This window comes from Actinomadura sp. NPDC049382, from assembly GCF_040677125.1.
In the GTDB taxonomy this organism is placed as follows: Bacteria; Actinomycetota; Actinomycetes; order Streptosporangiales; family Streptosporangiaceae; genus Spirillospora; species Spirillospora geliboluensis.
Map to the genome: position 1 here is coordinate 1 of NZ_JBFARO010000074.1, position 13,716 is coordinate 13,716.

16 protein-coding genes are annotated in these 13,716 nt (G+C 71.7%); 6 read left to right on the forward strand and 10 right to left on the reverse strand.

Annotated elements, in window-relative coordinates:
- The 6 genes from AB0K34_RS31365 to AB0K34_RS31390 form a co-directional block, all read right to left on the reverse strand.
- On the reverse strand, positions 1-505 hold a 505-nt coding region (locus AB0K34_RS31365), incomplete at its 3' end, for an ATP-binding protein (RefSeq protein WP_364552656.1).
- A gap of 170 nt (positions 506-675) precedes the next feature.
- On the reverse strand, positions 676-1,725 hold the full coding sequence (locus AB0K34_RS31370; RefSeq protein WP_205719447.1) for an SMP-30/gluconolactonase/LRE family protein: 1,050 nt from the start codon (positions 1,723-1,725) through the stop codon (positions 676-678).
- Positions 1,722-2,876 carry an acyl-CoA dehydrogenase family protein gene (locus tag AB0K34_RS31375; RefSeq protein WP_138638894.1) on the reverse strand — a complete coding sequence of 385 codons (1,155 nt, stop codon included), beginning with the start codon at positions 2,874-2,876 and terminating at the stop codon, positions 1,722-1,724. The genes AB0K34_RS31370 and AB0K34_RS31375 overlap by 4 nt, the downstream gene beginning before the upstream one ends.
- Entirely contained in the window at positions 2,876-3,517 is a 642-nt protein-coding gene (locus tag AB0K34_RS31380) for a carboxymuconolactone decarboxylase family protein (RefSeq protein WP_138638893.1), read from the reverse strand. The genes AB0K34_RS31375 and AB0K34_RS31380 overlap by 1 nt, the downstream gene beginning before the upstream one ends.
- Complete coding sequence (locus AB0K34_RS31385; RefSeq protein WP_301174774.1) at positions 3,501-4,073, reverse strand: VOC family protein; 573 nt, start codon at positions 4,071-4,073, stop codon at positions 3,501-3,503. Before AB0K34_RS31385 ends, AB0K34_RS31380 begins: the two co-directional genes overlap by 17 nt.
- Positions 4,070-5,575, reverse strand: coding sequence for an AMP-binding protein (locus AB0K34_RS31390; RefSeq protein ID WP_364552660.1), 1,506 nt, complete (start codon positions 5,573-5,575; stop codon positions 4,070-4,072). Before AB0K34_RS31390 ends, AB0K34_RS31385 begins: the two co-directional genes overlap by 4 nt.
- A 120-nt stretch (positions 5,576-5,695) precedes the next feature.
- On the opposite strand from AB0K34_RS31390, the gene AB0K34_RS31395 reads away from it, so the two are divergent.
- The 3 genes from AB0K34_RS31395 to AB0K34_RS31405 are packed head-to-tail and all read left to right on the forward strand — an operon-like array spanning position 5,696 to position 8,040.
- Entirely contained in the window at positions 5,696-6,316 is a 621-nt protein-coding gene (locus tag AB0K34_RS31395) for a TetR/AcrR family transcriptional regulator (protein WP_138638892.1), read from the forward strand.
- Between the two features lie 12 nt (positions 6,317-6,328).
- Positions 6,329-6,730 (forward strand): nuclear transport factor 2 family protein, encoded by a 402-nt coding sequence (locus AB0K34_RS31400; protein WP_364552662.1) that lies wholly within the window; start codon positions 6,329-6,331, stop codon positions 6,728-6,730.
- On the forward strand, positions 6,727-8,040 hold the full coding sequence (locus AB0K34_RS31405; RefSeq protein WP_364552664.1) for a phosphotransferase family protein: 1,314 nt from the start codon (positions 6,727-6,729) through the stop codon (positions 8,038-8,040). Before AB0K34_RS31400 ends, AB0K34_RS31405 begins: the two co-directional genes overlap by 4 nt.
- 49 nt (positions 8,041-8,089) lie before the next feature.
- Here AB0K34_RS31405 and AB0K34_RS31410 read toward each other — a convergent pair whose 3' ends face one another.
- A complete protein-coding gene (locus tag AB0K34_RS31410; RefSeq protein ID WP_338072633.1) occupies positions 8,090-8,560 on the reverse strand; it encodes a GNAT family N-acetyltransferase in 471 nt (156 codons plus the stop codon).
- Between the two features lie 143 nt (positions 8,561-8,703).
- On the opposite strand from AB0K34_RS31410, the gene AB0K34_RS31415 reads away from it, so the two are divergent.
- On the forward strand, positions 8,704-9,042 hold the full coding sequence (locus AB0K34_RS31415) for a WhiB family transcriptional regulator (RefSeq protein WP_138640616.1): 339 nt from the start codon (positions 8,704-8,706) through the stop codon (positions 9,040-9,042).
- 30 nt (positions 9,043-9,072) lie between these two features.
- Here AB0K34_RS31415 and AB0K34_RS31420 read toward each other — a convergent pair whose 3' ends face one another.
- A complete protein-coding gene (locus tag AB0K34_RS31420) occupies positions 9,073-9,999 on the reverse strand; it encodes an NADPH:quinone oxidoreductase family protein (protein WP_364552667.1) in 927 nt (308 codons plus the stop codon).
- Between the two features lie 89 nt (positions 10,000-10,088).
- Between AB0K34_RS31420 and AB0K34_RS31425 the strand changes: the two genes are divergently transcribed.
- Entirely contained in the window at positions 10,089-10,676 is a 588-nt protein-coding gene (locus AB0K34_RS31425) for a rhomboid family intramembrane serine protease (protein ID WP_138640614.1), read from the forward strand.
- Positions 10,677-10,725: 49 nt separating this feature from the next.
- Positions 10,726-11,364 (forward strand): HD domain-containing protein, encoded by a 639-nt coding sequence (locus tag AB0K34_RS31430; RefSeq protein WP_364552669.1) that lies wholly within the window; start codon positions 10,726-10,728, stop codon positions 11,362-11,364.
- A gap of 15 nt (positions 11,365-11,379) precedes the next feature.
- Here AB0K34_RS31430 and AB0K34_RS31435 read toward each other — a convergent pair whose 3' ends face one another.
- Positions 11,380-12,126: an SDR family oxidoreductase gene (locus AB0K34_RS31435; RefSeq protein ID WP_364552671.1), complete on the reverse strand. Its 747-nt coding sequence runs from the start codon at positions 12,124-12,126 to the stop codon at positions 11,380-11,382.
- A gap of 107 nt (positions 12,127-12,233) precedes the next feature.
- Positions 12,234-13,691, reverse strand: a complete 1,458-nt coding sequence (locus tag AB0K34_RS31440; RefSeq protein WP_364552673.1) for a hypothetical protein — start codon at positions 13,689-13,691, stop codon at positions 12,234-12,236.
- Positions 13,692-13,716 lie beyond the last annotated feature (25 nt).

Sequence of the window (13,716 nt, forward strand, 5' to 3'; positions counted from 1 at the left end):
CGCCTGAACGAAGGCACCCGGTTATAAGCGGGTGAGCAGTGGCCGCAGGGTTTTGTTCTTCCGCACTACAGAACAGCGACGGGGGCGGTGCGTACTTCTCGAAATGCACGATCGCGCCGGTGCGGTGCACCCGGTCGGCGATGCGAAGCTCCTCCGTGAACGCCCGCATCAGCCGCAGCCCCCGGCCGTGTTCGGCCAGGGGCGCCGCGTCCGCGGGCTCCCATTCCGTTTCTATGACGCTCCCGTCGCCTTCCCCCGCGTCCGTGCCCCCGTCGATGACTTCCACGACGCATCGCGCGCCGTCCATCCGCGCCCGGACCTCGTACTCCATTCCGGAGGCGGCATGCTGGATGACGTTCGCGCACGCCTCTCCGAGGGCCAGCGCGATATCGGCACGGATCTCGGAACCCACTCCGAGCCCGCGAAGGGAAGCGTCGAGCGTGTGCCGCACCAGCGGAGCGCTCTCGGCGTTCCTCGGCAGGGTCATTTCGAGAACGACCTCCATGCCAACCGCCTCCGTTCCCTCTAGCAGGCAGATTTCCCAGCAGTCACCCCGGGAAACTCCGCCCACCGAAAAAACGCGGTGCCCGCCTATTCCAAGAAACGGCCATGAGCGTCCGAATCCCCGCCCGCCGGGCGGCCGGCGGGCGGGGCGGTCGGCGGCGCGGCCGCGCGTCAGGCGTGGTTGAGCACCAGGCCGGGGAACGGCCAGTTCTCGATCTTCAGGAGCCGGCCGGTGCTGGAGGCGGTCACATAGGCGGTGCGCATGTCGTCGCCGCCCCAGGTGATGTTGGTGATGCCCGGGTCGCCGTCCACGTCGATGTCGACGAAGCGGACCAGGTCGCCCTCCGGGCTGATGATCGAGATGCCCGCGTGCACCATCGACGCGACGCAGACGTTGCCGTGGCCGTCCACGCCGAGCGAGTCGAAGTTGGTGTAGTCGGGCGCGGTGTAGAGGAAGTTGCCGCCGCCGGAGCCGCCGAGCGACCTCCCGCCCTTGATCTCGCCGGGGCCGGTGACGTCCCACCACCAGACCCGCGCCGTGTAGGTCTCGCTGACGTACAGGCGCGTGCCGTCGGGGGAGAGGCCGATGCCGTTCGGGCCCTCCATCCCGGCGGCGATCATCTCGATGGAGGAGCCGTCCGCCTTGGCGTAGAACAGGCGGCCCTTGTCGCCGGTGACTCCGTCGCTCTTGCCGTAGTCGGTGAAGTAGATGCCGCCGTGGGCGTCCACCACGAGGTCGTTGGGCCCGCGGAGGCCGTCGCTGTAGAGGGTCTCGACGGAGCCGTCCGTCAGGTCGACGGCCTGGATGCTCCCGCCCTCGTAGTCGGCGGGGATGCCGCCCGCGAACACGAACCCGCCGACCTCGAACCGGTTGAGGCCGCCGGAGTTGGCGATGTAGACCCGCCCGTCCGGGCCGAGCGCCGACCCGTTCGGGCCGCCGCCGGTCTCCGCCGCGACGGACGTGGTGCCGTCCGGCTTCACGCGGGTCAGCGTGCCCCGGTGCAGCTCGACGACGAGCACGTCCCCGTTCGGCAGGACGGTCGGGCCCTCGGGGAACAGGAGCCCCTCGGCCAGCTTGGTGATCTTCAATTTCTTTCCCTTTCGCGGACGCGGCCGGCCGGCGGCGGCCGCGGTGCCGGACGTGCCGAGGACGGTGCCGGACGTGCCGAGCACGGCCGCCATGCCGAACCCGCCGAGCAGCGACCTGCGGGTGAGTCTCATGCGAGCTCCCGCAGGATGCGGCGGGCGGTGCTCTGGACGTGGACCTCGTCCGGGCCGTCGTAGATGCGGGCCTCGCGGGCGTGCCGGTACATGCGGGACAGCGGCGTGTCGTCGGTGAGCCCGGCGGCGCCGTGCACCTGGACGGCGCGGTCGATGACGTTGTGCAGCATCCGCGCCCCGACCACCTTGATCGCGCCGATCTCGATACGCGCCTGGCTGCCCGCGTCGATCTGCTCGGCGGCCTGGAGGGTGAGCAGGCGCGCTGCCTGGATTTCGGTGTAGGAGTCGAAGACGTGCTGCTGCATCAGCTGCTTCGCCGACAGCGGCTCGCCGAACGCGACGCGGGCGCCGAGGCGGGCGCACATCAGCTCGAACGCGCGCTGGGCCTGGCCGAGCCAGCGCATGCAGTGGAAGATGCGGCCGGGGCCGAGGCGGTCCTGGGCGATGACGAAGCCCTGCCCGCGCGGGCCGAGGAGGTTGTCGGCGGGGACGCGCACGTCGTCGTAGGCGACCTCGTAGTGGCCGCCGTTGATGCCGAGGACGGGCGTCTCCCGGACGATCCGGTACCCCGGCGTGTCCGTCGGCACGATGATCATGCTGAAGGAGCGGTGCGGGGCCGTCCCCTCGGGCTCGGTGCGGCACATGACCGTGGTGTAGGCGGCGTCGGCGGCGCCCGTCGTGAACCACTTGCGGCCGCTGATGACCCAGTGGTCGCCGTCCAGTACGGCCTTCGTCCGGAGCTGCGTCGGGTCGGAGCTGGCGATGTCGGGCTCGGTCATCGCGAAGCTCGGCGAGACCTCGCCCGCGACCATCGGGGCCAGGTAGCGATCGCGCCAGCGGGGGCTCGCGTACTTGTGCAGCATCAGCGAGTCCTGGAGGGTGAACGTGCCGAGGGCGAGCTGCCCCCATTCGCTGCGCCCCTGCACCTCGTTGACGTAGACGTAGTCGAGGAACGGCAGGCCGCCGCCGCCCAGTTCGGTGGGGTGGCCGAGCGCCCACAGGCCCTCGGCCTTCGCCTCCTCCCGCAGCTCGCGGAGCGTCTCGCGGTCGCCGCCGTTCAGGGCGGGTTCGGCCGGTTCGACGCGCTCGGTCATGAAGGCGTGCACGGCGTCCCGGACGCCGCGGACCCGCTCGGGTACGGGGAACAGCATCAGCCCGCCCCGGTCAGGTCGGCCGAGATGTCGCGGTCGCCGTAGCCCTCGGGCGCCGCGACCTCCACGATCGGCTCGGGGCGGTCGTCGAACTCCAGGCGCAGCGCGCGGGACATCGTCGCGTGCATCTCGTACATGCACGTGATGTAGGTGAGCTGGAGGATCTCCTTGTCGGAGAGGTGCTCCTTGAGGATGTCGAAGACCGCGTCGGGCGTCCGGCCGCCGTCCAGGACGAGGCAGTCGGTGTAGGCGAGGACGGCCCGCTCCAGCGGCGAGTAGCAGTCGGCCGTCTGCCAGTGCGGGATGGACTCGATCTTCTCCTCGGCCATGCCGAGCGCCCGCATCTGCTTGCAGTGCTGCGAGAACACGAACTGGCTGCCGCGCGCCCAGCCGGCCCGGCACTGGCCCAGCTCCCGCAGCACGGGGTCGAGGTCGGCGTTGCGGTACAGCGCGAAGCCCCGGACGGCGTGCCGGAACACGTCGGGGGACTGGGCGAACACCGTCCACCAGTCGCCGGGCGAGCCGGTCGCGGTGCCGTGGTCGACGGCCGGGTCGCGGTCGGGCGCGAACAGGTGGTCGTAGAAGAAGAGGATGCGCTCGTCGGTGACTTCGGCGCGGGGGACCTCACGCAGTCGCGGCATGCTTGTCCTTCGAGACGGTGCGGTCGGCGGCGGTCTTGGGCTCGTGGGAGACGTCGGAGTCGTCGAACTCGCGCGTCCAGCAGGCGAATTCGAGGAGGATCCCGTCGGGGTCCTGGAAGTAGAAGGAGCGGACGAACACCCCGTCGTTGACGTCGCGGGAGACGCCCATCGGGCTGTCGTCGTGGTTCAGGATGGGGCTGACCGTGACGCCCTTCTCCTTGAGCCGCGTGCGGTACTCCTCGAACCTCTCCGGCGGGACGTGGAAGGCGACATGGTTCATCGACCCGACCGCGCTGAGCAGTTCGCCCTGCTCGGGGCGGCCGGCGGGCGCGGAGATCCCGGGGACGGCGTCCGGCGCGTCCGGGAACCAGAAGAACGCCACGCAGTCGCCGCCGCCGCAGTCGAAGAAGAAGTGCTGGCCCAGTCCGGCGGGCAGGTCGAGGGTCTTGATGAGCGGCATTCCGAGGACGCCGGAGTAGAAGTCGATGGTGCGTTTCATGTCGGACGACACCAGCGCCAGGTGGTTGATGCCGCCGAGTTCGAACTCGGTGTTCACGTGACCTCCTTGAATCGGGAGCGCAGTTCGCGTTTCAGGACCTTGCCGGCGACGTTGCGGGGCAGTTCGCGGACGAATTCGACGCGGCGCGGCACCTTGTAGCCGCCGAGGTGCTCGCGGGCGAACGCGATGACGTCGTCCGCGCCGATCTCCTCGCGCGCGACGACGGCGGCGCAGACCGACTCGCCCCAGCGCGGGTCGGGGACGCCGAACACGGCCGCGTCCGCGATCGCCGGGTGCCGGTAGAGGACCTGCTCGACCTCGCGGGACGCCACGTTCTCCCCGCCGGTGATGATCATGTCCTTGATCCGGTCGACGATGTAGACCATGCCCTCGGCGTCCCGCCGGACGACGTCGCCGGTGCGGAACCAGCCGTCCCGGAACGCCTCGGCGGTCAGCTCCGGCTCGCGCCAGTAGCCGCGCATCACCTGGTCGCAGCGCACGACCATCTCGCCGGGCTCGCCGTCCGGGACGTCGCGGAAGTCCTCGTCCACGATCCGGACGTCGGCGAGGTCCATGACGCGGCCGGCGGCGGCGAGCAGGTGGGTCTCCCCGGCGGCGGCGCGGCGGTGCTCGGCGATCCCGAAGTGCAGGATGTTGCCGCCGAGCTCGCTCATCCCCATGCCCTGGTAGAAGTCGCAGCCGAGGACGTCCATCCCGCGGCGCAGCACCTCGGCAGGGATCGCGGACGCGCCGTACCCGATGGCCTGCAGCGTGCCGAGGTCGCGGTCCTCGATGCCGGGGTGGGACAGCAGGAAGGCGATCATCGTCGGCGCCAGCCCGGTCTGGGTGATCCGCCATTCGGCGACCAGCCGCAGGAACGTCTCGTTGTCGTAGGACCGGACGATCCCGACCGTCGCGCCGCGCATGTGGTAGACGACGGCGGTGTAGCCGCCGACGTGGCAGAGCGGGAAGCAGAACAGGAACCGCGTCGCGTCGGGGATCTCCCAGTGCGACACCGAGCTGATCACTCCGGTGACCAGGTTGCGGTGGCTGAGCATGACGCCCTTGGGCCGGCCGGTCGTGCCGCTGGTGTAGACGAGCCAGGCGACGGAGTCCTCGTCGGGGCGCGGCGGCTCGGTCGCGGGCGCCTTGGCGACCAGGTCGCGGTAGTCGTCGTCGAGGTTCAGGACGGTCTTCACGGTCGGCATCGCGTCGCGGAGCCGGTCCATCTCCTCGACGTACTCGCTGCTCACGAGGAGCACCGACGCCTGCGCGTGGTCGACGAGCCCCGCGATCTCGGACGGGTGCAGCCGGTGGTTGAGGAAGGTCAGCGCCATCCCGGCGCCCGGGACGCCGTAGTAGAGGTCGAAGTACTCCGGCCGGTTCCCCGAGAGCACGGCCACCCGGTCGCCCGGCTCGGCGACCGTGAGCAGGGCGTTCGCGGTGCGCCGCACCCGGTCGCGCAGTTCGGCGTACGTGACCGCCTCGTCCTCGAACAGGATCGCCGGCCGCTCGGGGTGCTTGCGCGCCGCGTACTCGACGATGTCGTTGATCAGCATGCCCGGCCCGCCATCGCGCCTCCCAGAAGTTGACTTGACAGTCATATCAACTTGCTCGATGCTCGGATACTGTTCCTGCGAGCATCGGGTTGTCAAGCCCCGGAGAAAGGAACCACGGTCATGCGGAGCGGCGACGAATCCGGCGGCCAGCCGCTCACCGAGCGCGGCGCCCGGACCAGGGAGCGCCTGCTCACGGCCGCCCGCGAGGTGTTCGAGGAGCACGGCTTCCTGGAGACCCGCGTCGCGCACATCACCCGGCACGCCCGGGTCGCCTACGGGTCCTTCTACACCTACTTCCCGTCGAAGGAGGCGGTGTTCCTGGAGGTCGCCGACCGGCTGTTCGCCGACATGACGGACCACGCGCTCGTCCCGCTGACCGGCCCGTCCCCGGCCGCCCGCATCCGCCGCGCCAACCGCGCCTACTACGAGGCGTACCTGCGCAACGCGAAGATGATGGCGATCATCGAGCAGGTCGCGACGTTCAACGCCGAGTTCCAGGAGCTGCGCCGCAAGCACCGGGCCGCGTCCGCCGAGCGCTCCGCGCGGGCGATCGCGCGCTGGCAGCGCGAGGGGCTCGTCCCGGCCGACCTCGACCCCGAGACCGCCGCCCGCGCCCTCGCCGCGATGGTGGACCACTCGCTGTACCTGTCGCTCGTCCAGGGCAACGACCCCCCGGGCACCGAGCGGCTCCTGGACACCCTGGACACTCTCACCGTCCGAGCCCTCGGCCTGCCGTCCTGACGAAGGAGACCCGTGGAACTCGCCGACCGCTTCATGACCGCCATCACCTCGGGAGACGTCGACGCCCTCCGCGCGATCTACGCGCCGGACGCCCGGATCTGGCACAACGGACCCGGCCCCGGCGGCGGCTCCGAGCAGAGCGTCGACGACAACCTCCGCACGCTGCGCTGGCTGTCGCGCAACCTGGCGGACTTCCGCTACGAGGAGATCCGCCGCGACCCCCTGCCGGACGGCTACGTCCAGCGGCACGTCCTGCGCGGCACCCTCCCGGACGGGACGCCCGTCGAGATGGCCGCGTGCCTGTTCGCGACCGTCGCGGACGGGCGGATCGCGCGCATCGAGGAGTACGCCGACACCCGGGGCGGCGACCCGCTCCGCGACCTCGCCGCCGCCCAGCGCGCGGCCCGCGCATGACCGCCGTGGCGGCCGCGCTCGCGGCCCGCCTGGGCTCGGAGATCACCGGCCTGCGCCGGCTCTCCGGCGGCGCCAGCCGCGAGACCTGGGCGTTCGACGCCGGCGGCCGCGCCCTGATCCTGCGCCGCGACCCGCCGGGCTCGCCCGACCCGACCGCGATGGCCCGCGAGGCGGCGCTGCTGGCCTCCGCGGCCGCGGCCGGGGTCCCCGTCCCCGCCCTCGCCGACCACGGCGACGACCTGGCCGGCGCCCCCTTCCTGATCATGGAGCGGCTGCCGGGCGAGACGATCCCCCGCCGCCTCCTCCGCGACGACCGCTTCGCCGCCGTCCGCCCCGCCCTGGCCCGCGAGCTCGGCGCGATCCTGGCCCGCCTGCACACGATGGCCCCGGTCCCGGACCTCCCCGACCTCGACCCCCTCGACGCCCTCACCGAGTACTACGCGAACTTCGAGGCGCGCCCCGCCGTCGAGCTGGCGCTCCGCTGGCTGGACGGCAACCGCCCGCCCGCCTCGGGCCGCCGCACGGTCGTCCACGGCGACTTCCGCAACGGCAACCTGATGATCGACGAGACCGGCGTCCGCGGCGTCCTCGACTGGGAGCTGACCCATCTCGGCGACCCGGCCGAAGACCTCGGCTGGCTCTGCACCAAGGCCTGGCGCTTCAACTCCCCGCACCCGGTGGGCGGCTTCGGCCCCCGCGAAGAGCTCCTCGCCGGCTACGCCGACGCGGGCGGCACCCCGCCCACCCCTGAGGAACTCCACTGGTGGGAGGTCTACGGCACCGTCCGCTGGCTGATCCTGTGCCGCCATCAGGCCGAGCGTTACCTGACCGGCTCAGACCCGTCCATCGAGTACGCCGTCCTGGGTCGCAAGGTCTGTGAACAAGAACACGACCTGCTCCTTGCTTTGGGCCTGACCGAACCCGCGACCGTCCAAGACCCCCTGGAAACCGCGCAGAACACGAGCACGCCACCGCATGACCGTCCTGACGCGTCCACCCTCATCGACGCAGTGGGCGCGTTCCTCCTCCAGGCAGAGCAACCCGACGACCGCCTGCGCTTCCACGCCCGTGTAGCCGCTGCGGCCCTGGTCATAGCCCGCCGGGAACTCCTCCTAGGCGAGGCTCACAAGGCGGCGCACGAGAAGCGCCTCCGCAACCTCGACTGCGAATCCGATACCGACCTGGCCAAGGCCATCCGCGAAGGCACCCTGGACTCCCGGATGGACGAGGTCACCCGGGCGGTACGCGACTCGGTAGTGGACAAACTCACAGTCGCCAACCCGCGGCACCTCTCCCTCCCCGGCGCCTGAGCGGGCGGGCCGCCGCGACGGCCGCACAGTGACTCCGCGCGGTGGCCCGTCAGGAGAGGTGGTACTTCATGCCCATGTGGGAGGGGCGGAAGCCGATCTTCTGGTAGAAGCGGATCGCGTCGGGGCGCTGGCGGTCGGTGGTGAGCTGGACGACGCGGCAGCCGCGGGCGCGGGCGCGGTCGATGGCGTAGTCGATCATGAGCTGGCCGACGCCGCGGCCGCGCTGCTCGGCGGCGATGCGGACGCCCTCGATCTGGGCGCGCTCGCCGCCGGTGTAGGTCAGGCCGGGGATGAAGGTGAGCTGGAGGGTGCCCGCGAGCTCGCCCTCGACCTCCGCGACGATCACCGTGTTGTTGGGGTCCTTCTCGATCGCTGCGAAGGCGGTGAAGTAGGCCTCCGGGATCTCCTCGCCCGGTGTTTCACGGGTCGATCCCAGGGGATCGTCGGCGAGAAGCCGGACGATCTGGGGGAGATCGGCCGCCGTCGCCTCGCGGAAGGTCACTTCTTGATCACGCTGCACACCCCACAGGTTATCCGGACGCTAAGTTGCAACGTTCACGCATGTCTTGTAGTACTACGTGTCGTAGTACTACGTTGAGTGGAGACCACCCCGGCCGAGGAGAACCCCGCACGGTGGTCTCGTCGCGGCGCAGGGAGAAGCCAATGCACGTCAACGAGAACAACGAGAACGAGGAGCACTGGACGGACCACGCCATCTGCCGCGGTGCCGATCCGGACCTGTTCTTCCCGATCGGCTACTCGGCGCCGGTGCTCCAGGCGCAGGAGGACGCCGCCAAGGCGATCTGCGCGAACTGCCCCGTGAAGGCCGAATGCCTCGCGTGGGCGCTGAAGGTCGGTGAGCCCGACGGCATCTGGGGCGGCACGACCCCGGAGGAGCGCCGCTACCTCCGCCGGACCGCCGAGGCCCCGGCGCGGCGCCCGCTGCCCGTCATCGTGGTGCGCGGCGACGCCTCCGAGTCGGAGCACGCCTCCGCCGCCTAGCCAACTCCGCCCCCTGCGGGAGCCCGCCGCCTATGGGAGCAGGGCCACCTTGCCCACGACGCGGCGGTTCAGCAGGTCGTCCAGGACCTCCGCCACCGACGCGAGCGGTGCCGTGCGGGGCGGCACCGGGGTGAGGTCCCCCTTGGCGACCATGGCGAGGAGCTCGTCCAGGAGGGCGCGCTGCGCCCCGGGGTTCGCCATCGCCCAGGCGCCCCAGTCGACGCCGACGATCGCGCGGTTGCGCAGCAGCACCTGGTTCAGCGGGAGGGACGGGATGTCCCCGGACGCGAAACCGATCACGACGTAGCGGCCCCGTTCGCGCAGGGAGCGCAGGGCGGGGTCGGCGAGGGCGCCGCCGACCGGGTCGTAGACCACGTCCACGCCGCCGTCCGACCACGCGCGGGCGGCGGTTTTGACGTCGGCGGTGCCGATGGCGTCGTCCGCGCCCGCGTCACGGGCGGCCTGCTGCTTGCCGTCCGTGGACGCCGCCGCCAGGACGCGGGCGCCCATCGCCTTCGCGATCTGCACCGCGGCCAGGCCCACACCGCCGCCGGCGCCCAGGACGAGCACTGACTCGCCCGGCCGCAGCGCCGCGCGGTCGCGGAGGGCGAACAGGGCCGTGCAGTAGCTCTGGGTGAACGTGGCGGCACGGGGGAAGTCCAGTTCGTCCGGGATCGGGACGGCCGAGGACGCGGGCACCGCCACCTCGGTCGCGAAGCCGCCGAGACCGCACATCGCGAGGACGCGCTCCCCGGACGGCAGAGTCCCCGCCACCTCGCTGCCCGGCACGAACGGCAGCGGCGGCTTGATCTGGTACCGGCCCTGGACGAAGAGGGCGTCCACGTAGTTGACCCCCGCCGCCTCCACGGTGACGAGCACCTGGCCGGGACCGGGGACGGGGGAGGCGGTCTCCGTGACGGCGACCGAACCGAGCTTCTCGCAGATCGCAGCGCGCATCCGACCACTATGCCGGAAAGGTCCGCTGGCACCTTCCCCGCGTCCCGGTCGTTGACGGTTCAGGGACGTCCAGACATACGGTGGCTGACATGAGCTATACCCCCGACCGGCAGCGTTCCGAGGAGCTGGCGAAGCACGGGTTCCGCGCGCTGTCGTCGCTCGTCCTGATCGTCTCCGTGACCGCCGTGATGTGGGTCCTGGAGGCGTTCGACTACACGACCGACGGGTGGCTCGACCGGTTCGGGATCCAGCCGCGCGACGTCAACGACCTCCCGGACATCTTCACCGCCCCGTTCATGCACGCCGGGTTCGGCCACCTGATGGCCAACACGCTGCCGTTCCTCGTGCTCGGGTTCCTCGCGGCGGCGCGCGGCATCGCCAAGTTCCTCGCCGCCAGCCTGATCATCATCGTGGTCGGCGGGCTCGGGGTGTGGTTCCTCAGCTCGGCGAACACGCTCGGCTCCAGCATCCTGATCTTCGGGTTCTTCGGCTACCTGGTCGGGCGCGGGCTCTTCGAGCGGCGGCTGGTCGACATCGGCATCGCGGTCGCCGTCGTCGCCGTCTACGGGACGATGATCCTCGGGGTCATCCCCGGCGACCCCGGCATCTCCTGGCAGGGCCACCTGTTCGGACTGGTCGGCGGCGTGCTGGCGTCCTGGTTCCTGCGCCGGAGCTGAGCCCCGGCGCCCGGCGCGTGCACCGCGGTGACCCGGGTACCCCGGTGCCATGGCCGAGACGATCGCAGGCATCACCGTCCCCGACACACCGCTCGTCCGGGACGTGACGGAGTACATCCGCGACACCGAGGACGACCTGCTCTACCACCACTCGCGGCGCGTGTTCCTCTTCGGCGCGCTCCAGGGCCGGGCCCGGGGGCTGGAGCCCGACCTGGAACTGCTCTACACGGCGGCGATGTTCCACGACCTCGGCCTGACCCCCGGCTACCGGGACTCGCGGCTGCGGTTCGAGGTCGACGGCGCGCACGCCGCGCGTGACTTCCTCCTTGAGCGCGGCCACGGCGAGGCCGACGCCCGCACCGTGTGGCTCGGCATCGCCCTGCACACCACGCCCGGCGTCCCCGAGTTCCTCGACCCGGTGATCGCCCTGCTCAACGCGGGCGTGGCGACCGACGTGCTGGGCCTCGGCTACGACGACCTCACCGACGAGCAGCGCGGCGCCGTGACGAGCGCGCACCCGCGCCCGGACTTCAAGAACCGCATCCTCCGCGCGTTCACCGACGGCAACGTCCACCGCCCGGAGACGACCTTCGGCAACATGAACGCCGACGTCCTCCAGCACTACATGGACGGCTTCGAACGCGCCGACTTCGTCCAGCTGATCCTCGACAGCCCGTGGCCGGAGTGAGCGGCGCGGCCGCCGTCAGTTAGGCCGGACGGTGACGTCGGAGACGACCGCGTCGCGCGGCGTCTCCAGGGCCGCCACCAGGACGCGGGCGACGGTGCCCGGCGCCGCGAAGTCGTCCTCGGCGTAGTTCTGGCCCTCCTGGGCGCGCACCTTCCGCTGCATCTCCGTGGCCGTCCGGCCCGGGTAGACGGTCGTGACGCGCAGCGACGGCTCCTCCGCGCGCAGCGAGTCGGCGAGGGCGCGCAGCCCGAACTTGCTCGCCGCGTACGCCGACCACTCGGGGTTCGCGCGCAGCCCGGCGGTGGAGTTCACGAAGACGACGTGCCCCTCGGCGGCGCGCAGCGCGGGCAGCAGCAGGCGGGTCAGCTCCGCCGCCGACACCAGGTTCACCGACAGGTGCTCCATCCACTCGTCGGCCTCCAGCTCGGCGACCGGGGACAGGTGCACCATGCCCGCCGCGTGGACGACGCCGTCCAGCCGTTCCGGGATCCCGGCCATCGCGAGGGACGCCTCGATGCGGCGCGGCTCCGTCAGGTCCAGCGGGACGGTCGCGACGGTCCCGGCGCGCGGCGGCGCGCTCACCGCGCCGGGGTTGATGACCTGGGTGGCGGCGTGCGCGCCCGTCTCCAGCGTCCTGGCGAGCCCGCCGAGGCGCTCGGGGGAGCGGCCGGTGAGGATCAGGTCGTGCCCGCGCTCGCGGAGCAGCTCGGCGACCGCCGTGCCGATGCCGCCCGTCGCCCCCGTGATCAGATACGTGCCCATGGAGTCCCATTCTCGTCGGTCCCTATCCGGGTGGACGCCCGGGGCGGGGTGTTGGTTCGGCGCCCGGCCGGGGCCCGGCCGCTCGGCCGGGCCGGCCGGAGGCGCGGCTAGTTGGGGCGCAGCACCCGGGTCACGCCGGCGATCAGCGCCGTGGCGAGCACCCAGCCCGTCGTGACGAGCCCGTAGGCCACCCACCGGGTCCAGGCCACCGCGTCGTAGGACAGCTGCTGCCCGAACGTGTCGAGCGGGATCAGCAGGTCCAGCGTGTAGATCAGCGCGTGGAAGGCGGGCAGCTCGTTGCCCGGCTTCACCGGACGCGGGTGCTCGATGGAGAACACCGTCGTCCCGAGGGCGAGCAGCGCGGCGAACCACGCGAACGCGAGCCACGGCCGGTAGCCGAACCCGACCGTCCAGTCCAGGAAGTGGTTCCACGCCTTGGCGACGGGGTGCAGCCTGCGGCGGCGGGCGCGCAGCTTCGCGAGCTGGACCTTGCGCGCGAGGTCGTCGTGGCCGATGCCGTGGTACCAGGCGGCGAGCTGCTCATACGGCTGGAGGTGGAACTCCTTGTCCCGCGACACCCAGCTCAGCCGGTCTTTGAACTCGGCGCCGCGCAGCGTCTGGTACGTCATGCCGTTCAGGTACAGCTCGTCCGGCCAGACGGACGGGTGGTCCATGATCATGTCGATCCGGGAGAACGACAGCGACACCCGGCCCTTGATCTGCTCCTCCGGCCACAGGAGCAGCTCGTCGGCCTGGATGTGGCTGGCGTGCAGCGCCATCCGCGCCGGGTCGGTGGAGTCGAGGTGCGCCCGGCTGAACGACAGGATGCCGTTGAAGCGGCCGCTGCGCAGCCGGACCGTGCCGTGCGCGGTGAAACCGTTGCTGAGCTCGGCCGCGTCCTCGACGACGATGTTCTGCGCGTCGAGGGCGATCCGGCCGGGGTTGTTCAGGACGGTCCGCTCCATGAACAGGCCGCCGTTCATCCGCGCCCCGACGAACCGGATCCCGCCGGTGATCTCGGCGTCCCGCATGAACGTGCCGGCCTCGACGACGAGCCCGCCGCTGAAGATCGCCCACGTGGCGGGGTCGGTCACCGTGATGCGGGTGCCGTTCATCCGCAGGCCGCCGGCGAGCTGCGCCCTCGGCAGCCGCACCGAGCCCTCGATCCGCGACCCCGACAGGCTCATGTAGCCGTCCGCGCGGAGCCCGCCGCCGTCGAAGCCGGGCATCCGGCAGTTGGCGAACCGCAGCTGCCGGGTCTCGGCGTTGGAGAAGTTCGGTTCCTCGACGAGCCGGCACTCCTCCAGCCGCAGCTCGTGCTCGGTGGCGCCGCCCTTGAGGTCGATCTGCCCGGTGATGTAGGCGCCGCGCAGCCGGACGGCGGCGACCGCGCCCGGCCGGGTCTCGCCGGCGCCGAGCAGCAGCCGGGTGACGATCTCGGCGCGGACCATGCGGTCGGGGTCGGGTCCGGCGGGCAGGTCGTCGCCGAGGACGACGCGGGCGCCGGTCGGGAACGCGGCCCAGAGGCGCCGTTCCGCGTCGTTCAGTCCGGGGGGCTGGGGCACGGAACCTCTTTCTACGCGGCGATCC

Bases quoted from the DNA above. Each gene is read 5' to 3' on its own strand.
- AB0K34_RS31370 (WP_205719447.1), bottom strand. From the start codon at position 1,725: ATGAGACTCACCCGCAGGTCGCTGCTCGGCGGGTTCGGCATGGCGGCC.
- AB0K34_RS31375 (WP_138638894.1), bottom strand. From the start codon at position 2,876: ATGCTGTTCCCCGTACCCGAGCGGGTCCGCGGCGTCCGGGACGCCGTG.
- AB0K34_RS31380 (WP_138638893.1), bottom strand. From the start codon at position 3,517: ATGCCGCGACTGCGTGAGGTCCCCCGCGCCGAAGTCACCGACGAGCGC.
- AB0K34_RS31390 (WP_364552660.1), bottom strand. From the start codon at position 5,575: ATGCTGATCAACGACATCGTCGAGTACGCGGCGCGCAAGCACCCCGAG.
- AB0K34_RS31395 (WP_138638892.1), top strand. From the start codon at position 5,696: ATGCGGAGCGGCGACGAATCCGGCGGCCAGCCGCTCACCGAGCGCGGC.
- AB0K34_RS31405 (WP_364552664.1), top strand. From the start codon at position 6,727: ATGACCGCCGTGGCGGCCGCGCTCGCGGCCCGCCTGGGCTCGGAGATC.
- AB0K34_RS31415 (WP_138640616.1), top strand. From the start codon at position 8,704: ATGCACGTCAACGAGAACAACGAGAACGAGGAGCACTGGACGGACCAC.
- AB0K34_RS31420 (WP_364552667.1), bottom strand. From the start codon at position 9,999: ATGCGCGCTGCGATCTGCGAGAAGCTCGGTTCGGTCGCCGTCACGGAG.
- AB0K34_RS31425 (WP_138640614.1), top strand. From the start codon at position 10,089: ATGAGCTATACCCCCGACCGGCAGCGTTCCGAGGAGCTGGCGAAGCAC.
- AB0K34_RS31430 (WP_364552669.1), top strand. From the start codon at position 10,726: ATGGCCGAGACGATCGCAGGCATCACCGTCCCCGACACACCGCTCGTC.
- AB0K34_RS31435 (WP_364552671.1), bottom strand. From the start codon at position 12,126: ATGGGCACGTATCTGATCACGGGGGCGACGGGCGGCATCGGCACGGCG.